Here is a 25,624-nt window from a genome sequence, read left to right on the forward strand (position 1 = left end):
ACGCACGCGAGCCGTGCATACACCAGAGCGAATCGACCTCGCCGAGGCAATGCCATCGCGCGGCAAGGACAATGGGGCGCTATGTTCTTCACCCGTTACCTCAAGATGGCCCTGATCCTGGGCCTGCTCTCCGCCATCGGCCCCTTCGCCATCGACATGTACCTGCCGGCATTGCCCGACATCGGCCGCAGTCTGGGCGCCGAGGTGGGTCCCGTGCAGTTCAGCCTGACCGCCTTCTTTCTCGCGCTCGGTGTGGGCCAGTTGCTCTACGGGCCCGTGTCCGACATGGTGGGACGCAAGCCGCCGCTGTACTTCGGCCTGGGCCTGTTCACGCTGGCCAGCATCGGCTGTGCGCTGGCCACCGACATTCAGACCCTGGTGGCGCTGCGATTCCTGCAGGGCCTGGGCGCGGCCGCCGGCATGGCGATCCCGCGCGCCGTGGTGCGCGACCTGCACACCGGCACCGACGCCGCGCGCCTGATGTCGCTGCTGATGCTGGTGTTCAGTGTCTCGCCCATCCTGGCGCCGCTGGCGGGCAGCGGCGTGATCGCGCTCACCGGCTGGCGCGGCGTGTTCTGGGCCGTGGCCCTGGCCTCGGTGGCGGGCCTCGCGCTGGTCTACGGTGCGCTGCAGGAAACCCGCAGTGCCGCCGACCGCGTGGAGAGCAGCCTGGGCAGCGCCTTGCGCGCTTATGGTTTGCTGCTGCGCGACTGGCATTACCTGGGTCTGGTGGGCATCGGTGCCACCGCCATGGCCGGCTTCTTCGTCTACCTGGCGGGCTCGCCCTTCGTGCTCATCAACCACTACGGCCTCACGCCCGTGCAGTACAGCCTGGCGTTCTCTTTCAACGCCATCGCCTTCATCGGCGCTTCGCAGTTCACCGGCCTGCTGGGTCACCGGTTTGGCCTGGGGCGCCTGGTGAAGGCTGCGGCCAGCGCCTCGGGCCTGACCATGTCGGTGCTGCTGGTGTACTACCTCGCCGGGGGCGACCAACTCGCGGTGCTGATCGCGCTGTACTTCGTGGCCAGCGCCTTCATGGGCCTGGTGATCCCCACCACCTCGGTGCTGGCGCTGGAAAAACACGGCGCCATTGCCGGCACCGCTTCGGCGCTGCTGGGCACGCTGCAGATGCTGGGCGGCGCGGCCGCCATGGCCATCGTGAGCCTGTTTGCCAACGGCAAGCCCATGCCCATGGTGGTGGGCATGGCTTCGGGCGCGCTCATCGGTGTGGCGCTCACCTGGGCAACGCTGGGCGGTGATTCGCAAAACCACCTGGCGCCCGAGGCACAGGGGTGACGCAGCGCGACGGCCTGCCTCAACCCCAGCGCGGCCGGGCTGTGCTGGTCATCGTGCTGGGCATCGCGATGGCGGTGATGGACGGCAGCATCGTCAACCTGGCACTGCCAGGCATTGCGCGCGAACTGAATGCGGGCGCCTCGCAGGCCATCTGGGTGGTCAATGCCTACCAGATAGCTTCATTGGTGATGCTGCTGCCGCTGGCCGCGCTGGGCGACCGCCTGGGCTACCGGCGCGTCTATCTGGTGGGCATGTCGCTGTTCGTGTTGTCGTCCATCGTGGCCATGCTCGCGACCTCACTGCCCATGCTCACGGCGGCGCGCGCGCTGCAGGGCCTGGGCGCGGCCGGCATCATGGCCGTGAACACCGCGCTGGTCCGCCTGATCTATCCAAGCGCTCGGCTGGGGCGCGGCATCGCGATCAACTCCATGGTGGTCGCCACCTCGACCATGGCCGGGCCAGCGGTGGCCGCAGCCATTCTCTCGGTGGCGTCGTGGCCGTGGCTGTTCGCGCTCAACGTGCCGCTGGGCCTGCTCACGCTCTGGATGGGTCGCCGCGCGCTGCCCACCAACCCGCCGCGCACCGAGGCGGCGCCGCAGTTCTCGCTCATCGATGTGCTGCTCAACGTGCTCATGTTCACGCTGGTGTTCATCGGTGCGGAGCAGCTGGGCGTGCGCGGCGAGGCGGCCCACAGCGCATCACCCCTGGGCTGGACCTTGCTCGCCGCGGGGGTGGCGGTGGGCGTGGTGTACCTCCGCCGGCAGTGGCACCTGACGGCACCGCTGTTCCCGCTGGACCTGCTGCGCATCCCCGTGTTCGCGCTGTCCATGGGTTCGTCGCTGGGCGCGTTCTGTGCGCAGATGCTGGCCTTTCTGAGCCTGCCTTTTCTGTTGCTCGAAGTTCAGGGCCGCACGCACATGGAGGCCGGCCTGATCATGACGGCCTGGCCGCTGGCCACCGTGCTGGTGGCGCCGGTCGCGGGGCGCCTGATCGGGCGCTATCCCGCGGGCTGGCTGGGGGGCATCGGCATGGTGGTGTTCGCCACTGGCCTGCTGCTGGTGGGCCTGCGGCCCGAACAGACCACCGTTCTGGACATGGGCTGGCGCCTGGCGCTGTGCGGCGCGGGCTTCGCGCTGTTCCAGTCACCCAACAACCACACCATCGTGACCACCGCGCCGCTGCACCGCAGCGGCGCGGCCAGCGGCATGCTGGGCACGGCGCGGCTCACGGGGCAGACCTTCGGGGCGGTGATGCTGGCGGCGATCTACGCGGTGTGGGACCAGCACGACGGGCGAGGCGAGACCATCGCTCTGTGCCTGGCGGCGGGTTGTGCCTTGCTCGCGGGAGTGAGCAGCTCGCTGCGCGTTCGGCACTGAGGCTGTCCGCGGCCAAAGTCGTTGCGACTGACTGAGGTGCCTACACGGTTATTGAGCGTGATCTTGCTTCGACTACGGTGTCGGCGATCGGCCGGTTGAATCCGCCGCCGCCCGTCGCCTACTGTCCCCTGCGACATTCTTGCCAGACCTGTACATCCTGACCCTTGGTTTCCAGAAAGGTTTGCAGTCGCTTGAAGCGCTTCTCCGTTGCTTCCAAGAAAACCCGGTCTACCACTGGCTCCAGCAACCATGCCAAGGCAGTTGGTGCAACGGCGAACGCGTAGGTATAGATCAACAGGGAGCGTTCATCTCCCAGGTCAACGTGGCGCATGGACGCGGCCCAGCGGGAGAAGGGAAAGGATGTACCGACCATGGTGGCGGCTGCGAGCCTTGGCGGGTCGTAGGTGACGAATCGAGTGGTCATCGAAAGCGTGCGCAACAGCCCGCCACCGGTATTCTCGCTGACAGCACCCACGCTTGGGCATGGCGATCCATCCGTTACCCGCGTCTGAGACACCAGGGAATCCCAATGGACGCGCCACTGATGGTAGTGAAACGCGTCGAACACCACCCTGGCGGGTACGGGCATGGTGAACTCAAGCTTGCGGTGTGCCATGGGACTCAGGGCCAGGCCGGCTTGGCAACCATCAGATAGAACACCACCAACATGGCGAAAAACGCGGGATAGCCCAGGCCCTCCCACCAGCGGCGATATCGGTGGAACTCTGGCGGCAGTTCAACGCCGTCACGTGCGGCGGCATTGGCCATGCGGGCCATCCGCACCTGGAGCCAGACGACGGGTAACCAGCAGGCACCGGCCAGCAAGTACAGCGAGATAGACAGCGCCAGCCAAGGTGTGGACAGCGGCCAGCCCGCTGCATGGGCCAGCCACATGCCTGATAGCAGCTGAAAAATGGCCGCGGGTGTCGTGAACCACCAGTCGGCGCGGACGACCAGCCGACTGATGACAGCCTGCGCCGCAACACTGCCGCTTCGATTGCCAAAGAACATATAGAAGGCCGAGCCGAATCCGGTACCCACCAGCACCACGCTGGAGAGCACATGCAGCCATTTGACCAACAGGTAGACGCTCATTTTCGCCTCTCTTCGCGCAGCAACTCCCAGAGGCAAGCCGCCAGGGGAATGTTCTTGGTCAGCGGCCCCAAGGGATGAAGCCACAGCGTCGGTGTCAACACGGTAGCTGCGACGGTCATGAGCACCATCATGGCCAAAGCCATCAGGTAAATGCCTCGCCCCGGCCGCAGTGCCATGCCCAGGCCCAGCACCAGATCAACGCCGGCACCCACCAGAATCGCCACCCGAATGGCGAGGGGATCGGACCACCCTGCCTGCTTGAGCAACTCGGATGACTGCCCTTCCAGCTCCACCACGCTGACGACGGCCGTGGCTAGCCAGACAAAGACGAGCCCCCCCCGCAACACACCCATCGAAGTCGATCGTTCAGGCGACGGCATGTCTGGAAACTTCAATATCTGTCTGCATGTGCCAGCGTGCAAACTCTGGCTCGAAATCCGCAAGGGTCAATTGGCCCGCTGCCGTGAATGCGCCTACTGGCAGCGGCGAGCCACGTGCTAGCCGACGGGTGAGCAAGATGGCAGCCATGCACGGAATTTCCGGGCCGTGACCGTTGTCGGCGGCGATGTGCCATGCAGCTGAAGTGTCGCGGCCCTGACCATCACAGCCGGATATCCGCACCACCATGCCGCCCAACCCCGAACCGAAATAGTCGAACAGCGTTCCCGCCCTGTTCAGAGCGCGCGCCCAGCGCGAAGGTGGTGGAATGATCCGGACGGCACGCATTGCAGCCAGCAAGGCCAGGATGCGCTGCGAAAGGCCGACCTCGACTGCTGCGCGAAATACCACCCGGTCGCGAACAGCGTAGCGGCTCGGGAACAGCTCAAGATCGGGGATATCGCACAAGGCGCTTTTGCGGGAACGCAGTCGGGCAAAGTGTTCTTCATGCAGACCGCCCCAGCCCCGACGTACCTGCCAGCGGCCATCCAGCCATACTGAGACACTCTCCCCACAGTAGCTCAGCACCCCAGCCAGCGTTGCATCGCCCCGCGGAGCGGCCTGTGCTGGAGCAATGCAGATTGCGATACGGTCGATGCGCTGCCAATCGGCGCATAACGCGTCAATCACAGCAGAAGAGAGCGCAGGCACCGTGCTGGCACCGCTGATAGCTGTTCGCCCAGCACGCCGGAACGCTGCATTCACAGCCATCGGGAAGTCACAGACGAAGCGCCGACCGTCCGCAAGATCCAGGTAGTGCGCGCGCGCAGCGGCCGCTGCAGCGGCCACTGTGTAGCTCTGAGCCTGAAACGGGCCAGCGGTATGGATGACCAACTCCACACCGAGTGACGCCACCCGCTCCGCTAAGTCGCTCTGACTTTGATCCAGTGCCAGCCCCGTTGCTCGAGGTCCAAACTCCTGAGCCAGCGCCAGTGCACGTGACGCATCTCGACCGGCTACCAGCAGTTCGACGTCCGTATCTGAGGCGAGGGCGCGGCATATGCGAGCTCCGAAATTACCGTAGCCGCCGAGGACTAAAACTTTCATCTTGTGGATTCTGCAGGAAACCCCATTGACCGCCCTTGGACGGTGCCGGAAGTCTGGCCTCTCCACGCGCTAGCTACCGCGTGTCACGATGAAATCGACGGGCGCTTGCATGCCAGTCCCTCGGCCAGCGCCCGCACCGACAGCGGCGCACAACCCTCGGCCTTGTTGCTGATCGTGACAAAGGCGTTCTGCCCGGCGCCGGTCACGCCGGCGATGGTGCGCACCAGCAGTGCGCGGGTCTCGTCGTCCACGTCGTGGATGCGGTCGTAGGGGCTGTATTCCTTGCGCGCGTCTTCATAGCCATAGGCACCGTGCAGCGGGTTCAGGTTCCAGCGGCAGACCATGGGGCCGGGCCAGAGCGCGCGCAACAAAGGCAGTTGTTTCTCCAGCCGCGGCATCTTGGCGTGCAGGCAGAGACACCAGGTGGCGCCGGCCTCGCGCAGCACGGCAGCGAGCTCGTGCACAAAGGGTTCGTCCAGCCACTCCGGGTCGCGCACTTCCACCGCCAGCACACCATCGGGCGCGATGGGTGAAAGTGGTGGCTGGGCCAGCAGGAGCTTGCGCAGGCGCTGCAGCACCAATGGCAGGTTGTGAAGCAGGTGCCGTGGCATCGGGCTGAGCTGGAACACCAGCGCACCCACCTTGTGGCCCAACCCTGCGAGCGCGGGCGCCACGAAGTCCTGCGTGGCCAGGGCCGGGTCCAGAAAGGCCGGGTTGGGTTGGCGGCCGCGGCCGTCCTCGCCGCGCACCAAGGCGTCGGTCACGTGGCTGGGTGCTTTCACCACAAAGCGGAAATCGTCAGGGACCTGTGCCGCGTAGCGCGCGTACTGGCCTTCGGTGAGCGGGCGGTAGAAGCCGCGGTCCAGGCTCACGGTGCGCATCAGGGGGTGTTGGGCGTAGGCGGCCAATCCCTCTTTCGAGAGTTGCGCATCGGGGTAGTCGCCATCCCACACCAGGCCGACCCAGCCGGGGTAGGTCCAGGACGAGGTGCCCAGGCGCAGGCGCGGCGGCATGGCCGAAGCCAGCGCCTGCAGGGCCGCGTCGGGCGGGGCGGCGCCGACGCCCGTTCGCTGTTTGCGCGCGGGTGGGGCAGCGGGTGGGGGCGGTGCGGGTGAGTCGCCGAAGAGGTTGTCTTGCATGGTGCGCGGGTGCCGGAGGTCTGGCCAAACCGCCACCCGGATGGCACCGATGGTAGCCCGACGTGCTCAGTGAAACAGGCGTTGCAGCCAGCTCCGCGCACCCGTGAGCGGTCTTCGCATGGCCAGTGGCAACTGGCCCCCTGCCGACGCAAAGTCGATTTCAAAGTCGAGATCGTCCGACACCTGGGCCTGATGTCGCGCGGTGCGCTCAGGCACCGCCAGCAGTTGCCTGTGGCGGGTCAATGCGGATCGCAGCGTGCGGTTCAGGTACTCAGGGCCAGCGGGTTTGGCAATGAAGCGGTATATCTGGCCTTCGTTGATCAGCCGACCAATGACTGCGCTGTCGCGCTCCTGGCTGTAGACCAGCACGACCACTTGGGGTTGGTTGCGGCGAATGGCCCGGATCAGGTCCATCTGTTGCGAGCGCGCGCCCTGGATGTCGGTGATCAGCACGGCGATTTTCCGTCGCGTCAACTGGTTCACCGCTTCCCCGATGTCACTGGTGCAAACGATGTTGGTCGCAGTTTTGACGGAGGCCTGCCACTGAGCGGCAGCCTTGCTGTCGTTGTCGAACACCAGCACCCCCTCGTGAAAGGTGTCTGACCCGTCGGCGTCCAGGCTGTCCTGGCAATCGACCCAGGACGTCTGCGTCATCCGGGCCACCTTGGCGGCATCGCTGACCGTGTCCAGCAGCTTCTGGTTGTCCCAGGGTTTGGATATGAAGCGGAAGATCTCGCTCTCATTGACCGAACTCAGCACGGCGTTGAAGTCGGAGTAGCCCGTGAGCAAGAGCCGGATGCTGCGCGGCGACACGCGCTTGGCCCGCTCCAGAAATTCGGTACCGGTCATGCCCGGCATGCGCTGATCGCTGATGACCACGTCGAAGTGCTCGGCACTCAGCAAGGCCAGCCCGTCGAGTCCGCTGCCCGCCACGGCCACCTCGTATTGGCCGCGCAGGAGCCAGCGCAAGGACCGCAGCAGACCGGGCTCGTCGTCGACGCACAGCACCCTGGGCAGTGAAGCATTGCTCATGGTCATGCCGCCTTGTCGATGGGCAGCCGCACCCGAAACTCGGTGCCCAGTCCCACGTCGCTGCTGACCTGGATGTCGCCGCCGTGTTCTTCCACGATGTTGCGAGCGATCGCAAGACCCAGGCCCGTGCCCTCGCCGTCGGGTTTGGTGGTGAAGTACGCCTCGAAGATGCGGGGCAGCACATGGGCTGGAATGCCGGCGCCCGTGTCGCGAATGCTCACGGTGATGAAACTGGCGTCGGCCTCGGTGCATACGGTGATCGTGCCCACGCCCTGGATGGCCTGAGCCGCGTTGTTGATGAGGTTGAGGAACACCTGGTTGAGCTGCGACACATTGCATTTGATTGAAGGCAGGGGTTTGAATGACCGCTCCAGGGTGATCTTGGTCGAAATCACCGTCTTGGCGATGTAGCACACGCTGCCCAGCGCGCTGTTGAGGTTGACCTCCGCGGTGTGAGCACGGTCCAGACGGGTGAAGCTGCGCAGGTTGTCCACCAGTTCGTTCATCTGTTCCATGCCCATGAGCACGTCGCTGAGCATCTCGCGCGCTTCGCGCACCTCCAGCATCGCGGAGGCAAGTTCCCTCGCCTGGTGCTCATCATCCTGGGGATCCATCAGGACGTCTGATCCGCTGGACACCACGTCGGCGCTGCAGATCGAATGACGGATCTGTCGATGCACCGCGCCCTCCAGCTGATCCAGCGCCTGGATCGACATGAGCACGTTGTTTTTGGAGAAGGCCAGAGGCGTGTTGAGCTGGTGCGCCACGCCTGCCACCATCTGTCCCAGCGACGTCATCTTTTCCGACTGGGCCAGGCGCTGCTGGGTGGCGTCGCTTTCACGGGCCTGGCGCTCGATGACGGTCTGGGCACGGCGCACGATGCTCAACAGAACGACATACAGCAGGGCCAGCAGGCCTGCCACGATGGCCAGCTGCTGGTTGGAGCTGCTCTGCACCTGCTGGTGGTTGCTGGCGGCCTGCTCGGCCAGGCGGCTCTGGTTGGCCAGCGCGACCTGCTTGAATTCGCTCGATGTCGCCTTGATCTGACCCAGGAAGGATGTCACGTCGGCGTACACCTCGAACACGCCCACGACGTTTTGACTTCCCGGCTCGATCACGGGCAGGTAGCTGGCGATCAGGTCGCGGTTTTCCACCACACCTTGCAAAGCGCTGAACTTGTCGCGGAAGGTGAGCTCGCTGATGGACTTGCCCTCACGCGCCGCACCCTTCCAGCCGGCGCTGTCTGATTTGTCTTCACCGATCTGAGCGAGCTCGGTGGAATAGACCGTGATGCCGTTCATGTCGTACACCTTGATCTTGAAGATGGTGCTGCCTTGCATGGCCTCACGCACACGCGCATCCAGTGGGCCAAAACTCGCCAGCGTCTGAAGCCGGGTGCCTGCCTCCTTGAAGCAGGCCTTCTTCTCAGGGGAGGCGACCGCTTTGCCTTGTGCGTCCACGACATCGGCCAATGCCCTGCAATGCGCAAAGTCGACCGATCCGGTCTCGGCCAGGTAGGGCGTGAGGTCGCTCGCCCACAAGGCGTTGGAGAAGAGCCGCGTCAGGTTGACGTTCCCTTGTTCGTTCACCGCGAGCAGGTCGCGGCGCGCCACGACATCGGCTCGGGTCACGAAATCGGACTGGATGTCGCTCAGCGTCTGCGCCCCCTCGGTTTGCACCTTCTGGAAAAAGGTGGACTGGCGATGTTCGAAATACATCAGGGTGACGGCGACCACACCGAAGGCGACCAGACTGGTGGCGGTGAAGTAGCGGGTCAAGCGGAAATAGTTGCTCATGGAATCTCCGGCGGAGGAATGGGAAACCGAGGCCATCAATTCAAGGGGACCGCATGTTGATGGCCTTGTCGGGCTGGCTGCGATACTAGGTAGGGGTATGAAAACGACCCATACTCCAAGGGAAGTATTTCGTGCTCGAACCAGGATCCATTGGTGATAAAAGTCATGACGGCATCAGAAAAAAGTTCTCTGATGGCGGCCGCGCCTGATGAAAAATCAGGTTGCCGGCATGTGGCAAACTCCCTCGCTTTTTCAACCTCCTCAGACATCCGCCGCAGAGGCGGGAAAAGCCACAGATGCAGAACATCGTTGCGCAAATCGCGCAGGAAATCCGGGTCGGCGTTCACCAGGTCCAGGCCGCCGTGGACCTCATCGACGGCGGGGCCACGGTGCCCTTCATCGCGCGCTACCGCAAGGAAGCCACCGGCGGGCTGGACGACATCCAGCTGCGAGAACTGGCCTACCGGCTGGACTACCTGCGCGAATTGGAAAGCCGCCGCGAGACCATCCTCAAGAGCATCGATGAACAAGGCAAGCTCACGCCCGAACTGCGCGCGGCGGTGATGCTGGCGCCCACCAAGCAGGAGCTGGAGGACCTCTACCTGCCGTTCAAGCAACGTCGGCGAACCAAGGGCCTCATCGCCCGGGAGTTCGGCATCGAACCCCTGGCCGACCAACTGTTCGCCGATCCGACGCTGGACCCGGCCACCGAGGCTGCGGCGTTCACGCGCCCGCCCGAGGTGCTGGACGACGGCAAACCCGGCGCCGACTTCTCCACCGTGCCGGCCGTGCTCGACGGCGTGCGCGACATCCTGAGCGAGCGCTGGGCCGAAGACGCCGCGCTCCTGCAGAACCTGCGCGAATGGCTCTGGACCGAAGGCCTGCTCAAGAGCACGCTCGTGGCCGGCAAAGACGAAAACGCGCCCGAGGTGGCGAAGTTTCGCGATTACTTCGACTACGACGAACCCATTTCGCGCGTGCCCTCGCACCGCGCGCTGGCGGTGTTTCGCGGGCGTTCGCTGGAGATCCTGGACGCAAAGCTGGTGCTGCCCGAACCCGAGGTGACGCCCGCCACCACAAGCAAGGCCGCGCCCGTGGTTTCGCTGGCCGAAGGCCGCATCGCCCTGCACCTGGGCTGGAGCCACAAAGGCCGGGCGGCCGACGACCTGCTGCGCAAGTGCGTGGCCTGGACCTGGCGCGTGAAGCTCTCGCTCTCCAGCGAGCGCGACCTGTTCGCCCGCCTTCGCGAAAGCGCAGAGGCGGTGGCGATCAAGGTGTTCGCCGACAACCTGCGCGACCTGCTGCTGGCCGCACCCGCCGGCCCCAAGGTGGTGATGGGCCTGGACCCCGGCATCCGCACCGGGGTGAAGGTGGCGGTGGTCGATGCCACCGGCAAGCTGGTGGACACCGCCACGGTGTACCCGCACGAACCCCGGCGCGACTGGGACGGAGCCCTGCACACGCTGGCACAGCTCGCGCGCAAGCACGGTGTGAACCTGATCGCCATCGGCAACGGCACCGCGAGCCGCGAGACCGACAAGCTCGCCGCCGACCTCATCAAGCTGCTGGAGAAGGCCGGGCAGGGTGGGGTGCAGAAGGTGGTGGTGAGCGAGGCGGGCGCGTCGGTGTATTCCGCGAGCGAATTCGCTTCGCAAGAGATGCCCGACGTGGACGTGAGCCTGCGCGGCGCGGCCAGCATCGCGCGCCGCCTGCAGGACCCGCTGGCCGAACTGGTGAAGATCGATCCCAAGAGCATCGGCGTGGGCCAGTACCAGCACGACGTGAACCAGAGTGAACTGGCCCGCACGCTGGACGCGGTGGTGGAGGACTGCGTGAACGGCGTGGGCGTGGACCTCAACACCGCCAGCGTGCCGCTGCTCTCCAAGGTGTCGGGCCTGTCGGGCAGCGTGGCCAAGGCCGTTGTGCGCTGGCGCGAGGCGCACGGGGCTTTCAAGAACCGCCAGCAACTCATGGACGTGGCCGGCCTGGGTGCCAAGACATTTGAACAAAGCGCGGGCTTCCTGCGCATCCGCGGTGGCGACAACCCGCTGGACATGACCGGTGTGCACCCCGAGACCTACCCGGTGGTCGAACAGATCATGAAGACCACGGGCAAGCCGGTGGCCGAGCTCATGGGCCGCGCCGACATGCTCAAGACCCTGCGACCCGAGCTCTTCGCCAACGAGCGTTTCGGCGTGATCACCGTCAAGGACATCCTCGGCGAGCTCGAGAAACCCGGTCGCGACCCGCGCCCGGACTTCCAGGTGGCGCGCTTCAACGACGGCGTGGACGACATCAGCGACCTGCGCGAGGGCATGATCCTGGAAGGCACGGTGAGCAACGTGGCCCAGTTCGGCGCCTTCATCGACCTGGGCGTGCACCAGGACGGGCTGGTGCACGTGAGCCAACTGGCGCACAAGTTCGTCAACGACGCGCGCGAGATCGTCAAGACCGGCGACATCGTCAAGGTCAAGGTGATGGAAGTGGATGTGGCGCGCAAGCGCATCGGCCTGTCGATGAAGCTGGGCGAGGCGCCAGGACGCGGCGCAGGGCAGGGCGCGGGGCCGCGCGACAACCGCTTCGAGCCGGTGCGCGCGGGTCGTCCGGAGGGGCGACATGCCCCCGGTGGCTCGGCGCCCGCGGCTCCCTCGGCCATGGCCTCGGCGTTTGCCCGGCTCCAGGGCACGGGCAAAGACCCGAAGCGGTGACAAGGGCCGGTGCAAGGTCGGGGTGAATACCGGCCGGGGGGCGTGGGCCAGGGCTCAAGTTGGGGGCGGTGGAGCCGATACAGGAGAAGACATGCCTTCACATGCCTTCATCACGCCCAAAGACCCAAAGTCTCCATCGGACTTCATCCCATGCAACTCGAAGCCCTGCTGAACTTTCCCCGCGCGCTGCCGGCCATGTCGCGCACCGTGTCCGACCTGCTGGCGGAGATGAACAAGGACGACCCGAACCCCAAGCGGGTGTCCGACCTGATTTCCCAGGACCCCTCGCTCACCACGCGGGTGCTGCGCCTGTCCAATTCGGCCTTTTTCCGGGTCAGCCGCAAGATCGGCAGCGCCGAGGAAGCCGTGGCGATGCTGGGCATGACGCATGTGCGTTCGCTGGTGATGGCCGCGGCCCTGGGGTCCAGTTTCAAGAACGTGCCGGGCGTGAACCTGCCGCAGTTCTGGCGCTACAGCCTGCGCGTGGCCGACATCTCCAAATCCCTGGCGGGCGTGCTGCGCCAGCACGAGAGCAATGCCTTCACCGCCGGCCTGATCCACGCCATCGGCGACCTGATCATGCACATCGCCATGCCCGATCTCATCGCGCCCCTGGACATGGGCACACCGCCGCTGGACTTGCAGCGCGCCCAGGCCGAGATGTCGGTGTTTGGCTATACCTATGCCCAGGTGGGCGCCGGCATGGCTGAAAAATGGCAGTTCCCCACCGTCATCGTCGCGGCCCTGAACAACCAGATCAGTCCCTTCGAAGGCGAGTCCTACGACCCGCTGGGTGGTGTGCTGCACCTGGCCTCGTGGCGCGCGCGCGCCGAGGAAATACAGCTCGACGAAAACGGCCTGGTCGCCACCTTCCCGGACCTGGTGGGCCTCTCGCTCGGGCTCGATCTGGACAGCGTGCTGGGCAAGGATCCGTCGGAGTGGTCGTTCAGCCAGGCGCTGGGGGCATTCCTTGACTGAAAAAGACCTCAAGTGCGAAGGCTTTGAGGCGATAAAAAGTACAGCAAACCCCATTCGGGTGGGCACCTTAGGCGGGGAAAAGACATGCAACTCGACAAGCTTCTGAAACGGCCCGATGCCTTGCCCTCGGCCCCCAAGGTGGTGCGAAAACTGATCGAGACCTTCGACCAGGAAAGTGTCGATGCGATGCAGGCTGCGTCGTACATCGAAGACGATCCGGTGCTCACCGCCAAGTTGCTCAAGACGGCGAACTCGGCCTTCTTTGGCCTGCACCGCTCGGTGTCCAGCGCCCGCGAAGCGATCCAGGTGCTGGGCCTGATCAAGGTGCGCGCGCTGGTCATTGCCGCCTCGCTTGGCGAGGGCTTTCACGCCGTGGGTGGCGTCAACCTCAACCAGTTCTGGCGCTACAGCCTCAACACCGCCAACCTCTCGCGCTACATCGCGTTGCCGATCCGGATCGACGAGAACACGGCGTTCACCGCCGGCTTGATCCATGGCATCGGCGAGCTCGTGATGCACGTGGGCATGCCCGAGGCCATGATCGATCTGGACCGCAGCGTGCCCATGCTCGACCTCAAGCGCTCCGCGGCAGAGCGTGGCCTGTTTGGCTACAGCTACGCCGAGGTGGGTGCCGCCCTGGCACGCGAGTGGAATTTCCCCAAACGCATGATCAACGCCATCGAACACCAGACGGCACCGTTCGAGAACGAGGTGTACGAGCCGATTGCCGGCGTGATCCACATCGGTTCCTGGCGCGCCCGCGCCGAGGAGCAGTCCATGCGCTCCGAACTGTTGATCAACACCTACCCCGACCCGGTGGGCCTGGTGCTGGGTATCGACCCCGACACCGTGGTGGCGGAAGAGATCCCCTCCATCTCCCGTCACACCGAGATCACCGAGGCCGAAGAAACCCCGGGCGACCAGGTCACGTCGTGAGGGTGTGCTGCGACACAATCGCAGCCCATGCAAGCCCTTCGCCTCTACGCTGGCCCGCGCGCGCGCCAGCACATCCAGCAACACGGTTTGCACCCACAACACGTGGGTGTGATCCCCGCCGCCGCCGGTGGGCCCAAGGGCCTGATCCTGGGCTCCCTCGACCGTTTCCTGTTTGGCCACTGGCTGCCGCGCAGCAGCCAGCCCGTGCATCTGGTGGGCGCCTCCATCGGTGCGTGGCGCATGGCCACGGCCTGCCTCGGTGCCTCGGTGGCGGCTTTCGAGCGGCTGGAGCGCGACTACATCGCACAACATTACGCCTTGCCCGCAGGTCAGACGCGGCCGACGCCTGACCAGGTCAGCGAGCAGTTTGGTGGCAGCCTGAAGCTCTTTTATGGTGGACGTGTTCCGGAGGTGCTGAACCACCCGCGCTACCACCTCCACATCGTCACCTCGCGCGGGCGCCACGTGTTGGGCCGCGAGGGCCGCGTGCGAACACCTTTGGGCTATCTGGGCGCGTTCGCGACCAACGCGCTGCACCGCAAGGCGCTGGGGGCCTGGCTGGAGCGGGTGGTGTTCTCAACGGCCACCGAATTGCCGTTTGCAACGCAGGATTTCCGCACCCGCCAGGTGCCGCTGAGCGAAGCCAACTTCATGGATGCGCTGCAGGCCAGCTGTTCCATTCCCTTCGTGCTGCGCCCGGTGCATGGCATTGAGGGCGCTCCGCCCGGCGCCTATTGGGACGGTGGCATCACCGACTACCACCTGCACCTGCAGTACCAACCGCCCGCCACGGCGCCGATCGTGCTGTACCCCCACTTCCAGCAGGCGGTGGTGCCGGGTTGGCTGGACAAGGCCTGGAAAGGCCGGCACCGCAGCAGCGCGGCACTGGACAACATGCTGGTGCTCGCGCCCGATCCGGCCTGGGTGAAGACGCTGCCCAACGCCAAGCTGCCGGACCGCCTGGACTTCACCCGATACGGGCCGGATCTCGCCGCACGCATGAAGGCCTGGAATGCAGCGACCTCCGCCAGCCAGCAACTGGCCGACGAGTTCGCGCAGTGGCTCGAGCGACCCGACCCGGCTCGGGTGCTGCCGCTTTGAGGCAGCGGGGCAGGGGGATAATTGCGACCATGTCCGCCGAGCCTTCCGCCCCCATGTACCTCACCGCCGCGCTCTACCAGTTCGTTGATCTGCCCGACTTCGCCGACCTGCGCGAACCGCTGCAGGCCTGCTGCGACGCGCACGGCGTCAAGGGAACCCTGCTGATCGCCAGCGAAGGCATCAACGGCACCATTGCCGGGCCCGAAGCGGGTGTGCGCGCCGTGCTGGCGCACCTGCGATCCGATGCGCGCCTGGCCCGTCTGCCCCACAAGGAATCGTGGAGCGACCACCCGCCGTTTCACCGCATGAAGGTGCGGTTGAAGAAGGAGATCGTGACCTTGCGCGTGCCGGGTCTGGATCCGAACAAGACCGTGGGCCAATACGTCAAGCCGCAGGACTGGAACGCCTTGCTGGCCGACCCGGACGTGCTGGTGATCGACACCCGCAACGATTACGAGGTGGCCATCGGCACTTTCTCGGGCGCGGTCAACCCCAACATCAAGACCTTCACGGAGCTCCCTGCCTGGCTCGACGCCCAGCCGGCCTTGCATGGCGGGAAGAAACCCAGGGTGGCGATGTTCTGCACCGGCGGCATCCGCTGCGAAAAGTCCACCGCGCTCATGAAGATGCGCGGGTTCGACGAGGTCTACCACCTCGAGGGCGGCATCCTCAAATACCTGGAGGAGATCCCGCCCGCCCAGAGCACCTGGGAAGGCGAGTGTTTTGTGTTCGACGAGCGCGTGAGCGTGGGCCACGGCTTGCAGCCCGGCCCCCACGAGCTCTGCCGCTCGTGCCGCTGGCCTCTGAGTGCGGCCGAGAAGGCGTCGCCGCTGTACGTGAAGGGGGTGAGCTGTCCCCATTGCCACGACCAACGCAGCCCGCAGGAGAAGGCACAACTGGCCGAGCGACAGCGCCAGGTCGAACTGGCGGAGTCACGCGGGCAGGTGCACGTGGGCGCGCGGCAGGGACGGCCCGACGACGCCCCGCAAGGACCGGCTTAGCTGCAGGCAACTGACCCGGCCACGGAGCAGGGCCGCTGGTGTGGTCCAGCCGGCGGCCTTGAAACCAGCGCGGCGCAACAGGTGCAGTGACACGAGGTTGTCACTGGCGATCATCGCATCCACCCTGAACATCCTCAGCGCCTGCGCCTCTTGAACGAGTTCTGCCAGGAGAACGCTGGCGGCACCCTGTCTCCAGTGGTGGCGATCCGTCTGGTAGACCAACATGGCGAAGTCACCCTCGGCTGTGCTGTGCATGGTCAGGCTGCCTTGGGCCACCCACTGCGGGGAATCGCCTCGGGTGGTCACCCGGGTCAGGAACCGCTCGCGGTGCTGACACGCCAAGAGCTTGTCGAAGGCCTGCTCAAGGCCGACATCGCTGTAGTAGCGAGGCAGGTGCGGTTCATTGAAATGCTCAAACGGCCCACGGTTGTTCCGCTCGAATTTCACGAACGAGGCGCGATCCGTCGGCGCCAGTGCTCTGGTGCAAAACCGGGACATCACACAGGCAGCGGAAGGTAGTGCGCGTAGCTTGAATGACCACCTTCACCCACATCGGTCACCCGGTGTGGCATGGTGCGGCCAGCCGCCCCCAACAAGACCGGATGGTGCCGTTGCGCGATCGCCCAGTAAGGCTTGTTCAGCAGCATGGCACGCAGGTAGCGGCCTTCGCGCGTGGCCTCCACCCACTGCCCCGCGGGTGCCAACTGCGCGGGCGACGGGTTGCGTCCATCGATCAAGGCCAGCCACGTGTGACCAAACAAAAGGATGTTGCCCATCAGGGAGCCGCGCGCCAGCCGGCAGGCCTGTTCGAACAACAACAGGGCCTTGCTCGCGTTGCCCTCGGCGTATTCCACCATGCCCTCCACGGCGAGGGCCGTGGCCTGCCGCGTCTGAAGCGGGCGGCGTTCGTGTCGTGCCTGCAGCCGCTCAAGAAGGGCGCGAGCCGCACGCCGGTTGCCTGCCACCAGGGCCAGCTGGGCCACAAAGAGCCAGTGGTCCTCCGCGCACCAGACACCAAAGTCGGCCATCTCCTCCATGGCTTTCTCGGCCAGCGACAGCGCCTGGACCGCATCTCCCGCCAGATAGCACCGACGGGCTTGCAACCAGCGAGCCACCGCGCCGCCCATGGGCGCCGAGCGCAAAGCCGGTTGGTCGACCGCGTTCAAGCAGGCGGCCAGACCGGCCTGGTCGTCGCAACGTGCGTGAAAACTGCCCAGTTGAAGATGCGCGAACAGTCGCGCGAGTGCAGATTCTCCCTTCTCACTCGCGTGCAGACCGGCTTCAAGTTGCCGTCGACAGGCCGCCCACTCACCTCGCGCGCAGGATTGAAGGCCTTGCAACACCCATATCCAGGCGGTCATGGGCGTCAGACCCAGCCAACGCGCTGCAGCCAATCCGTCGGTGGGGTTTTCGGCGGCACCGGCTTGTCCGATGCCCATGTGGTCCAGCTCGCATCGCAGCAGATGCACACGGCACACCATGTCAGGGGAGGACACCTGGCTCACCAGGGTGGCGGCTTCCCGCCACAGCACCGTGGCCTCGCTGGACTTGCCCGCAAACGCCAGCACCTGAGATGCAAGCAGCAGTGCTCTGGCGTGGCATGCATGCGGCGCCGCATGGCGCACCATGGCCACACCACCCATGGCCTGCTCGACGGCCTCCGCCGTGCGGTGCCGCAGGAGCTGGTACCTGGCACTGCAGAGAAGCGCCCATCCTTCGTGCGCGCAGTCCTGTGTCAGGCGAGCCAGTTGTGCCATGCGCTGGGTGAGCGCGGGGGTGGCCTCGTCTGCCCGCTGAGCCATCACCAGCACGAACTCGGCCCAGATGTGCAGAGGACACTGCGGCATGTCGACACAGATCGCCATCAGTGACAGGGCCTTGTCGGTCTGATCCAGAGACACGGACAGCGAGACCAGCTGGCTCGCGTCCTCCCAGAACTTCGCCTCATGCCCCGGGGTGAGTTGCACCCCCGATCGCGTGCGAGCAATGAGCGCGACTTCTCGCGCCGCACGCAGGGCCAATTCGGCTGGGGCCGGGCCTTCGATCTGGTTGCCATGACCGATGCCGTCGATCTGCATCCACCATTCAAGGCGGAACTGATCGCCCAGCGCCGTCATACGGCTTCGCACCATCGGTATGCCGATCTCCCGGATGCCGGGTCCCTGATCGTCAGCCCAGTGGGTGCCATCTTCTTCCAGCGATTCATGCAGCCGGATCGCTTCGCTGGCGGGCACGGTGGGCACGCCATGCCCGTGCAACACATGGGTCGCTACCGAGATCAGGCCGTATCGGACCCAGGACAGGTCTGCGCGGGGAAGGGCGCAATCGGTGGGCAGCCACAGGATGCGGGTGGGCCCCGGTGGGCGCAGCGGGGGCGCGGTGTGCGGCGAGTGAATGGCCTTTCGCACTTCACTGGCAAACCGATAGCCCACCCGGTGAACGGTCTTGATCGGGCCGGGCTCCTTGCCGGTGATCCCCAGCGCCTTGCGAACCTTCATGATGCTTTGCGCGATGACCGATTCGGAAACGAAGTGGTTGCCCCACACGTGTTCCAGCAGTTCGTCCTTGCTGGCGACCCGGCCTTCAAGCTTCAGGAGGTACAGGATCAGATCGAACGAGCGACGCTCGATCTTCTGGGCCACCCCGTCGCGCAGCAGCTCTCGCGTGTCGCTGCGAATGACGCAATTCGCGAAGTGGTATTCCTCCCGCCAGGCTTTGCTTTTTTCCGTCATCTTGGATTCCTTGTGGGCGATTCGCCATGCCATGTCTCCACTTCTCCGAGTTTTCGAGCCCATCAGTTCAGAGGCTCCCCACCGCAGAGGCTCCCCACCGCCTGCCATCTGCGCCGGGGGCTGCTCCGGCCTGGACAGCCGGCCTGCGGCGACCTCGCCAAACCACCGCAAATGCGATGGAAGTATTAATTAATTCGAATAGTTGCGACTTTATAGAACGTTGGAACTACGTGCGCCATAGGTTCATCGACCTAGTCACCAACGGAGTTTGGTGAAGTCACGGCGGCCCGTCCGCGGGTCATGACCGACCCGTTCATCCCGACAGTGTGGGCAGGGTCGCTGGCGCGGGAGCCTGACTTGCTTCGCCACTTCGCTGGCGATCGCGCTGCATTTCCGGCAACCGGTGCGCAACGTAGGTGCCCGTGCTCAAACCCAGCAGGTACAGCAGTTCAGGGCCGAAGACCGGCATTTGAAGGTCGTCGAAGACATCGGCCAGAAACACGATCACCAGCGCAACGGTCCACGCCAGCATTTGAAAGCGGGCGATCGAACAACCTTCGTCGTCGGAGACGAGTTCGCGCATGAAGCGCCGCGCCGTCCAGCGCGGTGCCAGGAAGATGTCGGTCCGTGTGGCCTGCGAGGCCGATGTCGCCGTGCCGGGACCCGCGGCCTTCACGAACGTGTCGCCCAGCGCGGTGCCGGCGCTGATGCTCAGCGTTGACAGGATGGAACTGTTCAAGGTGTCGAAGTTGCCCGTGGACAGCCAGATCACGAGAAAGGCACCGAAGATCACGAAGAACCACAGCGCGAGTTGCACCTTGGCCAGGCTGAACCGGTGCGACAACGTGCCGTCCAGCAGCTTGCAGCGCTCCATCAACAAGGTGGTGTGCATCGCCAGTGCGCAGAACGCCACGCTGAACGCCGCCACGATCAGAACGGCGGCCAGCAACCAGCGCCAGTTGATCACCGTCAAGAGCGCGCGCCGGCTGGTCCGTGTGAGGTCGGTGGCAAACGGATCCACTTGTTCAAGACCCACGCTGAATCGCACCGCCCGCTGGAACGTCAGCGGACTGAGCAGGTGTGTCCATGTATCCCGGTTGTGCTCGGTGATGCGCAGATGGAACTGCAAGCGGCCCTGGCCCAGATCCACCGCCAGTGGCGTCACCCCGGTGAGGGCACGCCCGTCGAGGTAGGGCACCAGCTGCCAGGCCGGGTGCACCGATGCCGGACCCGCGCGTGTCGCGGCGGGCCCGCCGATGGCGAGGTTCCAGTCCGCCAGGTGATCGACCTGGACCTCGATGATCCGGTCGATCTCCAGTTCACCCATGAGTGCGCTCACGACGGGCGCGGGCGGCACTGCCGCGACGGCAGCCGACTGGGCCCAGACCGAAGGTGCCAGACACACCCACAGCCAGGCCAGCGAACGGACAAGAAAACGGTTCATGGGCAAACCTCGTTCGGGGGTGGCGTTCAGGCTTCGGCGCCGAGCAGCGTCTGTGCTTGTTTCCACAACTGCTCGCGGTGGGCCTGGTCCAGCGCTGCACCGTTGATGGCCACGGTCAGCTGCTCGAAGGACTGTGGTGTGGCGGGGTCGGCCAGCGCGTTGCCGTTGATGCGCTGCCAGTACCACCCGGCCACGCGAGCGGCGGCAACCGGTTGCAGCAAGGCGTCGGGATCGTTGACCAGATCGAGCTGCAGGGCCGCCCCCGCTTCGGTGTAGAGGGTTCGCCCGGTCAGCTGGATGAGGCCTCGCCCCCGGTAGCGCCAGCCGTCCCCACTGCTCTCGGGCCCATTGCCCATGCGGTTGGCATAGACCACATTGGCCAGCGCCTCGGGGTGGTGTTCAAGCAGGTTGGCATCCAGGCGGCCATCGGGTTCTTCCGGAGCCAGGTAGAAATGCCTGGGCCACACCACGGACAGCCGCGCGGCGCTGTAGCTGAGGTCCTCCGCCATCACGCGCAGGCCGTCCGACTCGTGCACGGTCTGCGCCAGAAACGCCGCCTCGCGGGCTGGCGTGTTGATCTGGAACTCGGCCATGGCGGCCTCGATGGGCCCAAGCCAGGGCGCCACCTCGTTGCTGGGGCGCCCGGTGAGGGCGGCCAGATCGTCTGCGGTCATCGGGCACCTCCTCACTGGCCGGCCGCAGCATCGGCCGCGGCGCTGTCATCGCCCTGGATGGCGAGCAGCCTGTCGGGGTAGTACTTGTTCATCCACATCTGCGCGAGCTGCGTGCGCGTGATCGGCTTGAGGTAGTAGTTGATCGGCACACCGATGCCACCCCTGCGCGCCGCCGTCACATAGTTGTCGAAGGCCGTCATCAGGGAATTGATATCCAGCACCTTGACATTCATGCCCTTGATCTGGCCGAGCTTGGTCAACACGCTCGTCACCGTGTTGGCCTGCAGTTCGGTGAGCGCCTGGCCCGAACGGGCGCTGGCCGCCAGCGCCTGTGTGGACTGGATCTCGGTGTTGGCCGTGTTGGCCAGAGCGGCCAGAGAGTCCATGGTGGTCTTTCCCTCTTCGGTGGAAAAGGTTTTCACGGCCATCTCCACCTGGGTGCCGGCAATGCCCAGGATCACGCCGGAGGTGATCACGGTCACGTGAGAGGTGATCTCCTGGCGGCTGGCGAGGGCCTTTTCGTCGTCGGCATCGGTGTCTTCCACGCCCAGCGAACCACTGGCCGAACTGATCCAGTCCTTCTTCGCGGCCCGGATCTGAAAATCCAGCACATCGGATTCCATCTCCTGGCTCGTTGCCGTGGTTTCCTTGCGCAGGATGTGCACCATGCCGACGAAGCTGGAGCCGTAGGTGGCGCCCGAGATGATGTTGAACGACTTGTCGGTGGGAGCCCCTTCCTGGGTGGCGATCTTCGACATGCTGTTGGCGTCGGGCCGCAGCTTGTCCTTGGCATCTGGGAACAACTGGTTCCACACCCGCACGGCCTTGTCCACGTCGAGCACCAGCGGTGCCAGCACCGAGGCTTGGCGGTGCGTGCAGGTGGCGGTGAGCACCAGCGTGCCGGCGACCTTGTGCATCTGGCGCTGGTGGTTGATCTGCTTGACCGCCGTCTTCGCCATCTCGAAACCAGCCTCGGTGTCGCCATCGCTGCCGGCCAGGGTGATGAACTTCTGGATGTTGGAAATGGTGTTCTGCGCCTTTTGTTCGTTCTGGTCAAAGGAGAAGTACTGGGCGTCCATCTTCAGCGTGTCGGCCGCTAGCGGCATGGGCTTGATCACGGTGCGCTGGTAGTCGATCGGGCTCTCCACACCGGCATTGACCAGTTGCACCTTGGCCCGCAGCGGCTGCATCTGGAGCTCCTGCTGCACGCGCGTGGTGGCGTAGGCCACGGCGGCCTTCTCCAGTTGGGCGTCGACATCGGGCATCTTGGCCAGCAAGTCCTTGGGGTCGACGTTCATGTTCACCAGCTCGCTGGAGGTCATCTCCAGACCGCGCTTGAGGGAAATGAACGAGTTGAGGGTGTCCTGCGCCGCATCGACGGGCGTCTGCAGGGCTGACATCTCCAGCAAGGTGGCCATGGCAGCAGGGTGCACGACGCTGCCCAGCACGAGGGAGGGCGAATAGGGAATGGAGGAGGGCATGAAAAGGCTCCGGGGGAAGATGGGATTGCAGAGAGGGCGGGGGAGTCAGCGCTCGATGCGCTCAGCTGGCTGGCGCATCCTTCTTGGGACGCGCAGCGTCGTCGCCCTGGATGTCGACGTACTTGTTGGGGTAGTACTTCGACACCCACATCTGCGCGAGCTGGGTGCGCGTGATCGGCTTGAGGTAGTAGTTGATCGGCACCCCGATCGGCGTCTCGGGCGTGATTTCCGAGGCGGTTTTCACGTAGTCCTCGAAGGCAACCACCATTGACGAGATGTCCAGCATGCTGTTCTTCGCGTCATCGAGCTGTGACAGGCTTTGCATCACGCTGTCGATGTTGGCCGTCTTCAAAGCCACGAACTCGCCCTTGGTGCGCGCCGCGGTGGCCGCCTGCTGGGCGGAGGTGCGATCAGCCGAGGTGAAGTCGGAGAGCTTGGCCAGGCTGGTCATCATGTCCGACGGATCGAAGTTGGCGAACTGCTTGACACCGATGGCCACGTCGTTGGCCTTGATGGTGGGGATGTAGCCCGCGGTGATCAGGGTGACGTGGGAATTGATGTTCTGCGTGCTCAGCAGGTTCTTGACATCCTTGGCGAAGCTCTTGTCCACGCCGAAGCCGCCCTTGATCGAAGCCACTGCGGCGCCCAGCGCCAGCGTTGCCTGGGCGTTGCGCTCGCTCGATTCGTCGTCCTGGCTGCTGGAGGTCCTGTCGACGTTGAGAACATGCACCATGCCCACGAAACTCGAACCCAGCGTGGCGCCCGAGATGATGTTGAATGCCCTCTCTTGCGGCGAGCCTTCGTGCTCGACGATCTGGCGCATGCCGTCCTCGTCGGTACGGATCTTCTCACCGGGGAACAGCTGGTTCCACACGCGGATGGCCTTGTCCACATCCAGGCACAGCGGCGAGAGCACCTGCGCTTCCTTGTGGGTGCAGGTGGCGGTGAGCACCAGGGTGCCCGAAATCTTGTGCAGCTGGCGCTGCTTGTCGACCTGGTCCACGGCGGTCTTGGCCATGTCGAACGACGTGTCGATGCCCAGGAAGGACGTGGCCGCGCTCACGTACGACTTGATGTTGGAGAGCGTGTTGTTGTCGCTCTCCTGGTTGTCGTCGAACGTGAAGAACTGCGCGTCCAGCTTCAATGAATCGGCCGCCAGCGGCAGTGTCTTGATCTGCGTGCGGTTGTAGTCGATCGGACTCTCCACGCTGGCATTGACCATCTGCATCTTCGCGCGCAGCGGCTGCAGCTTGAGCTCCTGCTCCAGGCGCGTCGTGGCGTAGGCGGTGGCGGCCTTGTCCACATCTGCACCCACTTCCTGCACCTTCTTCACGAGATCCTTGGGATCGATCTTCATGTTGATGAGCTCCTGAACCGTCATTTCCAGGCTGCGTTTCATGGCAATGAAGGAGTTCAGGGTTTCCTGCGCGGCGTCGATGGGCGTCTGAGCCGCCGACACCGCCAGCAGCGTGTCGATGGCGGCGGGTTCGATGATGCTGCCCAGCACGAGCGAGGGCGAGTAGGGAATGGTGGTCGACATGAAAGCTTCCTGAAAAGTTGGGGTGGGGTGGGCAACGTGATCAGAATTTGCGGGCCATCGCTGCCTCGCCAGACTGGCTGGACGAGAGGTTGGCTCGGCAGGACGCCAACTGCGCGCCGTTGTGCGCACCGAGCTTGCGACGCAGGTTGTCGCGGTGCGTGTTCACGGTGTAGGGACTGATGTTCAGTTCCCGCGCAATCTGTTTCGAGGTCAAACCGCGTGCGATGAAATCGAGGATTTCGGTTTCGCGGGCGGTCAAGGCGGTATCGGAAGAAGTCAAGCGCGGTGCGAATGTCATGGTCGACCCTGGTTGGTGGTTGTCTGAGCTCAATTCAGATGCACCCAACCGGAGCCCTGCTCGGCGCAGGGCTGTCGTCATCCGTGGAGGCATCGAATTCAGTGAGGGCAGTCTGCGGCAATCACCCGTTGGAGGATTGACGAACAGGTTATGAAACGCTCATGAATCGATGACTCGGAAAACGCCCCCGAAAAGGGGTTTCACGGAGCTCGCGGCGACCAGCGCAAGGCATGTGCAACGCACGCAAAAAGGGCGCGACAGCAGGATGTCGCGCCCGGAAGTTCGGAGGCAGCGCCGGGGCTACATGGCGGCTTGCAGCATGGCCCGGTAGTCCTCGGCCGTGGCCAGGCGAGGATTGGTCTTGTGGCAATGGTCGGCCATCGCGCCTTCGATGACCTTGTCGAACAGGTCGGTCGTGACCCCCATGGCGGCCAGGCCCGTGGGCAGGCCCAGGCGGGCGTTCATGTCGGAGATGGCCTCGGCCACATCACCGCCGCTGGCCAGCCCCATGGCTTGCGCCATGCGCTGCAGGCGCTTGTCCTTCTTCATCGATTCGGCCTCGGCATTGAAGCGGATCACGGCCGGCAGGAAGACGGCGTTGAGCGTGCCGTGGTGCAGCCTCGGATTGACGCCACCCAGGCTGTGGCTGAGCGAATGCACGCAGCCCAGTCCCTTCTGGAAGGCCATCGCGCCCTGCATGCTGGCGCTCATCATGTTCAGGCGCGCGTCGCGGTCCTGCCCGTCTTTTGTGGCGCGCTCGATGTGGGCCCAGCCCCGCGCCAGGCCATCAAGGCCGATGCCGTCGGCCGGCGGATTGAAGGGCGGCGCCATGAAGGTTTCCATGCAGTGGGCGATGGCGTCCATGCCGGTGGCGGCGGTCAGCATGGGCGGCAGGCCCAGCGTGAGCTCGGGGTCGAGCAGGGCGGTCTTGGGCACCAGGTGCCAGCTGTGGAAGCCGAGCTTGCGGCCGTCGTCCACGATCACGATGGCGCCACGTGCCACCTCGCTGCCGGTGCCCGCCGTGGTGGGCACGGCAATGAGCGGTGGCACGCGGTCGGTGATCTTCAGCGAGCCCCCTTCGATGGTGGCGTAGGTCTTGAGCGCACCCGGGTGGGTGCAGGCGATGGCCACGCCTTTGGCGCAGTCGATGGCGCTGCCGCCGCCCAGGGCAATGAGCCCGTCGCAGCCCTGCGTCTGGTACACCGCCACGGCGGCGCGCACGGCGGCCTCGGTCGGGTTGGACGGGGTCTGGTCGAACACCGCGGGACTCAGACCGGGCAGGGCGGCGGTGGCCTTGTCGAGCAGGCCCGCGGCTTTCACGCCGGCGTCGGTCACGATGAGCGGACGGCGGATGCCCACGCGTTCGCACTCGGCCTGCAACTGCGAGAGCACGCCGAAGTCGATCAGGATGTTGGTGATGTAGAGGATCTGGGCCAAGGCGGTCTCCGGTGTGGGTTCTTGTCGATGCGAAAACTATAGGGCTCGCGCCTCGATCCGCCTATGCCGCCAACC

At 65.2% G+C, this 25,624-nt stretch carries 22 protein-coding genes; 7 read left to right on the plus strand and 15 right to left on the minus strand.

Annotated elements, in window-relative coordinates:
* Positions 1-81: 81 nt before the first annotated feature.
* Positions 82-1,296 (plus strand): multidrug effflux MFS transporter, encoded by a 1,215-nt coding sequence (locus V6M63_RS02340; protein ID WP_332739043.1) that lies wholly within the window; start codon positions 82-84, stop codon positions 1,294-1,296.
* Positions 1,293-2,672, plus strand: coding sequence for an MFS transporter (locus V6M63_RS02345; RefSeq protein ID WP_332739045.1), 1,380 nt, complete (start codon positions 1,293-1,295; stop codon positions 2,670-2,672). Before V6M63_RS02340 ends, V6M63_RS02345 begins: the two co-directional genes overlap by 4 nt.
* Before the next feature lie 118 nt (positions 2,673-2,790).
* Here the strand turns inward: V6M63_RS02345 and V6M63_RS02350 are convergent, their stop codons facing one another.
* The 7 genes from V6M63_RS02350 to V6M63_RS02380 form a co-directional block, all read right to left on the minus strand.
* Entirely contained in the window at positions 2,791-3,288 is a 498-nt protein-coding gene (locus tag V6M63_RS02350) for a hypothetical protein (RefSeq protein ID WP_332739047.1), read from the minus strand.
* 5 nt (positions 3,289-3,293) lie between these two features.
* Positions 3,294-3,767 carry a DUF2269 family protein gene (locus tag V6M63_RS02355; RefSeq protein WP_332739049.1) on the minus strand — a complete coding sequence of 158 codons (474 nt, stop codon included), beginning with the start codon at positions 3,765-3,767 and terminating at the stop codon, positions 3,294-3,296.
* On the minus strand, positions 3,764-4,147 hold the full coding sequence (locus tag V6M63_RS02360; RefSeq protein ID WP_332739051.1) for a DoxX-like family protein: 384 nt from the start codon (positions 4,145-4,147) through the stop codon (positions 3,764-3,766). Before V6M63_RS02360 ends, V6M63_RS02355 begins: the two co-directional genes overlap by 4 nt.
* The gene (locus tag V6M63_RS02365; protein ID WP_332739053.1) at positions 4,134-5,252 is read right to left on the minus strand and encodes a saccharopine dehydrogenase family protein; all 1,119 of its coding nucleotides are present in this window, start codon (positions 5,250-5,252) and stop codon (positions 4,134-4,136) included. The genes V6M63_RS02360 and V6M63_RS02365 overlap by 14 nt, the downstream gene beginning before the upstream one ends.
* An 83-nt stretch (positions 5,253-5,335) precedes the next feature.
* A complete protein-coding gene (locus V6M63_RS02370; RefSeq protein WP_332739054.1) occupies positions 5,336-6,391 on the minus strand; it encodes a DUF72 domain-containing protein in 1,056 nt (351 codons plus the stop codon).
* A gap of 66 nt (positions 6,392-6,457) precedes the next feature.
* Positions 6,458-7,423, minus strand: a complete 966-nt coding sequence (locus V6M63_RS02375; RefSeq protein ID WP_332739056.1) for a response regulator — start codon at positions 7,421-7,423, stop codon at positions 6,458-6,460.
* Positions 7,424-7,425: 2 nt separating this feature from the next.
* Complete coding sequence (locus V6M63_RS02380) at positions 7,426-9,219, minus strand: sensor histidine kinase (protein ID WP_332739058.1); 1,794 nt, start codon at positions 9,217-9,219, stop codon at positions 7,426-7,428.
* Between the two features lie 296 nt (positions 9,220-9,515).
* Here V6M63_RS02380 and V6M63_RS02385 point away from each other — a divergent pair, with 296 nt between their 5' ends.
* The 5 genes from V6M63_RS02385 to trhO all read left to right on the plus strand — a co-directional run bounded on the left by V6M63_RS02385 (position 9,516) and on the right by trhO (position 15,943).
* A complete protein-coding gene (locus V6M63_RS02385; RefSeq protein WP_332739060.1) occupies positions 9,516-11,927 on the plus strand; it encodes a Tex family protein in 2,412 nt (803 codons plus the stop codon).
* Positions 11,928-12,077: 150 nt separating this feature from the next.
* Positions 12,078-12,905: an HDOD domain-containing protein gene (locus V6M63_RS02390; RefSeq protein ID WP_332739062.1), complete on the plus strand. Its 828-nt coding sequence runs from the start codon at positions 12,078-12,080 to the stop codon at positions 12,903-12,905.
* Between the two features lie 84 nt (positions 12,906-12,989).
* Positions 12,990-13,841 carry an HDOD domain-containing protein gene (locus V6M63_RS02395; protein WP_056266209.1) on the plus strand — a complete coding sequence of 284 codons (852 nt, stop codon included), beginning with the start codon at positions 12,990-12,992 and terminating at the stop codon, positions 13,839-13,841.
* Between the two features lie 27 nt (positions 13,842-13,868).
* Positions 13,869-14,942: a patatin-like phospholipase family protein gene (locus tag V6M63_RS02400; RefSeq protein ID WP_332739065.1), complete on the plus strand. Its 1,074-nt coding sequence runs from the start codon at positions 13,869-13,871 to the stop codon at positions 14,940-14,942.
* A gap of 29 nt (positions 14,943-14,971) precedes the next feature.
* Positions 14,972-15,943 (plus strand): oxygen-dependent tRNA uridine(34) hydroxylase TrhO, encoded by a 972-nt coding sequence (gene trhO / locus V6M63_RS02405; RefSeq protein WP_332739067.1) that lies wholly within the window; start codon positions 14,972-14,974, stop codon positions 15,941-15,943.
* Here the strand turns inward: trhO and V6M63_RS02410 are convergent.
* From V6M63_RS02410 to V6M63_RS02445, 8 genes are all read right to left on the minus strand, one after another.
* Positions 15,875-16,441: a GNAT family N-acetyltransferase gene (locus tag V6M63_RS02410; protein ID WP_332739068.1), complete on the minus strand. Its 567-nt coding sequence runs from the start codon at positions 16,439-16,441 to the stop codon at positions 15,875-15,877. The two genes, trhO and V6M63_RS02410, sit on opposite strands and share 69 nt — an antisense overlap.
* Positions 16,441-18,675, minus strand: coding sequence for a winged helix-turn-helix domain-containing protein (locus V6M63_RS02415; RefSeq protein WP_332739070.1), 2,235 nt, complete (start codon positions 18,673-18,675; stop codon positions 16,441-16,443). Before V6M63_RS02415 ends, V6M63_RS02410 begins: the two co-directional genes overlap by 1 nt.
* A 313-nt stretch (positions 18,676-18,988) precedes the next feature.
* On the minus strand, positions 18,989-20,119 hold the full coding sequence (locus tag V6M63_RS02420; protein ID WP_332739072.1) for a hypothetical protein: 1,131 nt from the start codon (positions 20,117-20,119) through the stop codon (positions 18,989-18,991).
* 26 nt (positions 20,120-20,145) lie between these two features.
* Complete coding sequence (locus V6M63_RS02425) at positions 20,146-20,793, minus strand: glycoside hydrolase family 19 protein (RefSeq protein ID WP_332739073.1); 648 nt, start codon at positions 20,791-20,793, stop codon at positions 20,146-20,148.
* Between the two features lie 11 nt (positions 20,794-20,804).
* Complete coding sequence (locus V6M63_RS02430) at positions 20,805-22,274, minus strand: hypothetical protein (protein WP_332739074.1); 1,470 nt, start codon at positions 22,272-22,274, stop codon at positions 20,805-20,807.
* A gap of 61 nt (positions 22,275-22,335) precedes the next feature.
* The gene (locus V6M63_RS02435) at positions 22,336-23,814 is read right to left on the minus strand and encodes a hypothetical protein (RefSeq protein WP_332739075.1); all 1,479 of its coding nucleotides are present in this window, start codon (positions 23,812-23,814) and stop codon (positions 22,336-22,338) included.
* A 40-nt stretch (positions 23,815-23,854) separates the two neighbouring features.
* A complete protein-coding gene (locus V6M63_RS02440) occupies positions 23,855-24,112 on the minus strand; it encodes a response regulator transcription factor (protein ID WP_332739077.1) in 258 nt (85 codons plus the stop codon).
* 300 nt (positions 24,113-24,412) lie between these two features.
* Positions 24,413-25,549 (minus strand): iron-containing alcohol dehydrogenase, encoded by a 1,137-nt coding sequence (locus tag V6M63_RS02445; protein WP_332739079.1) that lies wholly within the window; start codon positions 25,547-25,549, stop codon positions 24,413-24,415.
* Positions 25,550-25,624: the final 75 nt, after the last annotated feature.

Source organism: Hydrogenophaga sp. (assembly GCF_036675665.1).
Lineage (GTDB): Bacteria > Pseudomonadota > Gammaproteobacteria > Burkholderiales > Burkholderiaceae_C > Hydrogenophaga.

What these genes read in the sequence shown, in the direction of transcription:
- V6M63_RS02385 (WP_332739060.1), top strand. Translation starts at nt 9,516, where the DNA reads ATGCAGAACATCGTTGCGCAAATCGCGCAGGAAATCCGGGTCGGCGTT.
- trhO (WP_332739067.1), top strand. Translation starts at nt 14,972, where the DNA reads ATGTCCGCCGAGCCTTCCGCCCCCATGTACCTCACCGCCGCGCTCTAC.
- V6M63_RS02390 (WP_332739062.1), top strand. Translation starts at nt 12,078, where the DNA reads ATGCAACTCGAAGCCCTGCTGAACTTTCCCCGCGCGCTGCCGGCCATG.
- V6M63_RS02350 (WP_332739047.1), bottom strand. Translation starts at nt 3,288, where the DNA reads ATGGCACACCGCAAGCTTGAGTTCACCATGCCCGTACCCGCCAGGGTG.
- V6M63_RS02425 (WP_332739073.1), bottom strand. Translation starts at nt 20,793, where the DNA reads ATGACCGCAGACGATCTGGCCGCCCTCACCGGGCGCCCCAGCAACGAG.
- V6M63_RS02375 (WP_332739056.1), bottom strand. Translation starts at nt 7,423, where the DNA reads ATGAGCAATGCTTCACTGCCCAGGGTGCTGTGCGTCGACGACGAGCCC.
- V6M63_RS02410 (WP_332739068.1), bottom strand. Translation starts at nt 16,441, where the DNA reads ATGTCCCGGTTTTGCACCAGAGCACTGGCGCCGACGGATCGCGCCTCG.
- V6M63_RS02370 (WP_332739054.1), bottom strand. Translation starts at nt 6,391, where the DNA reads ATGCAAGACAACCTCTTCGGCGACTCACCCGCACCGCCCCCACCCGCT.
- V6M63_RS02365 (WP_332739053.1), bottom strand. Translation starts at nt 5,252, where the DNA reads ATGAAAGTTTTAGTCCTCGGCGGCTACGGTAATTTCGGAGCTCGCATA.
- V6M63_RS02430 (WP_332739074.1), bottom strand. Translation starts at nt 22,274, where the DNA reads ATGCCCTCCTCCATTCCCTATTCGCCCTCCCTCGTGCTGGGCAGCGTC.
- V6M63_RS02415 (WP_332739070.1), bottom strand. Translation starts at nt 18,675, where the DNA reads ATGACGGAAAAAAGCAAAGCCTGGCGGGAGGAATACCACTTCGCGAAT.
- V6M63_RS02355 (WP_332739049.1), bottom strand. Translation starts at nt 3,767, where the DNA reads ATGAGCGTCTACCTGTTGGTCAAATGGCTGCATGTGCTCTCCAGCGTG.
- V6M63_RS02400 (WP_332739065.1), top strand. Translation starts at nt 13,869, where the DNA reads ATGCAAGCCCTTCGCCTCTACGCTGGCCCGCGCGCGCGCCAGCACATC.
- V6M63_RS02420 (WP_332739072.1), bottom strand. Translation starts at nt 20,119, where the DNA reads ATGAACCGTTTTCTTGTCCGTTCGCTGGCCTGGCTGTGGGTGTGTCTG.
- V6M63_RS02440 (WP_332739077.1), bottom strand. Translation starts at nt 24,112, where the DNA reads ATGACATTCGCACCGCGCTTGACTTCTTCCGATACCGCCTTGACCGCC.
- V6M63_RS02360 (WP_332739051.1), bottom strand. Translation starts at nt 4,147, where the DNA reads ATGCCGTCGCCTGAACGATCGACTTCGATGGGTGTGTTGCGGGGGGGG.
- V6M63_RS02395 (WP_056266209.1), top strand. Translation starts at nt 12,990, where the DNA reads ATGCAACTCGACAAGCTTCTGAAACGGCCCGATGCCTTGCCCTCGGCC.
- V6M63_RS02380 (WP_332739058.1), bottom strand. Translation starts at nt 9,219, where the DNA reads ATGAGCAACTATTTCCGCTTGACCCGCTACTTCACCGCCACCAGTCTG.
- V6M63_RS02435 (WP_332739075.1), bottom strand. Translation starts at nt 23,814, where the DNA reads ATGTCGACCACCATTCCCTACTCGCCCTCGCTCGTGCTGGGCAGCATC.
- V6M63_RS02340 (WP_332739043.1), top strand. Translation starts at nt 82, where the DNA reads ATGTTCTTCACCCGTTACCTCAAGATGGCCCTGATCCTGGGCCTGCTC.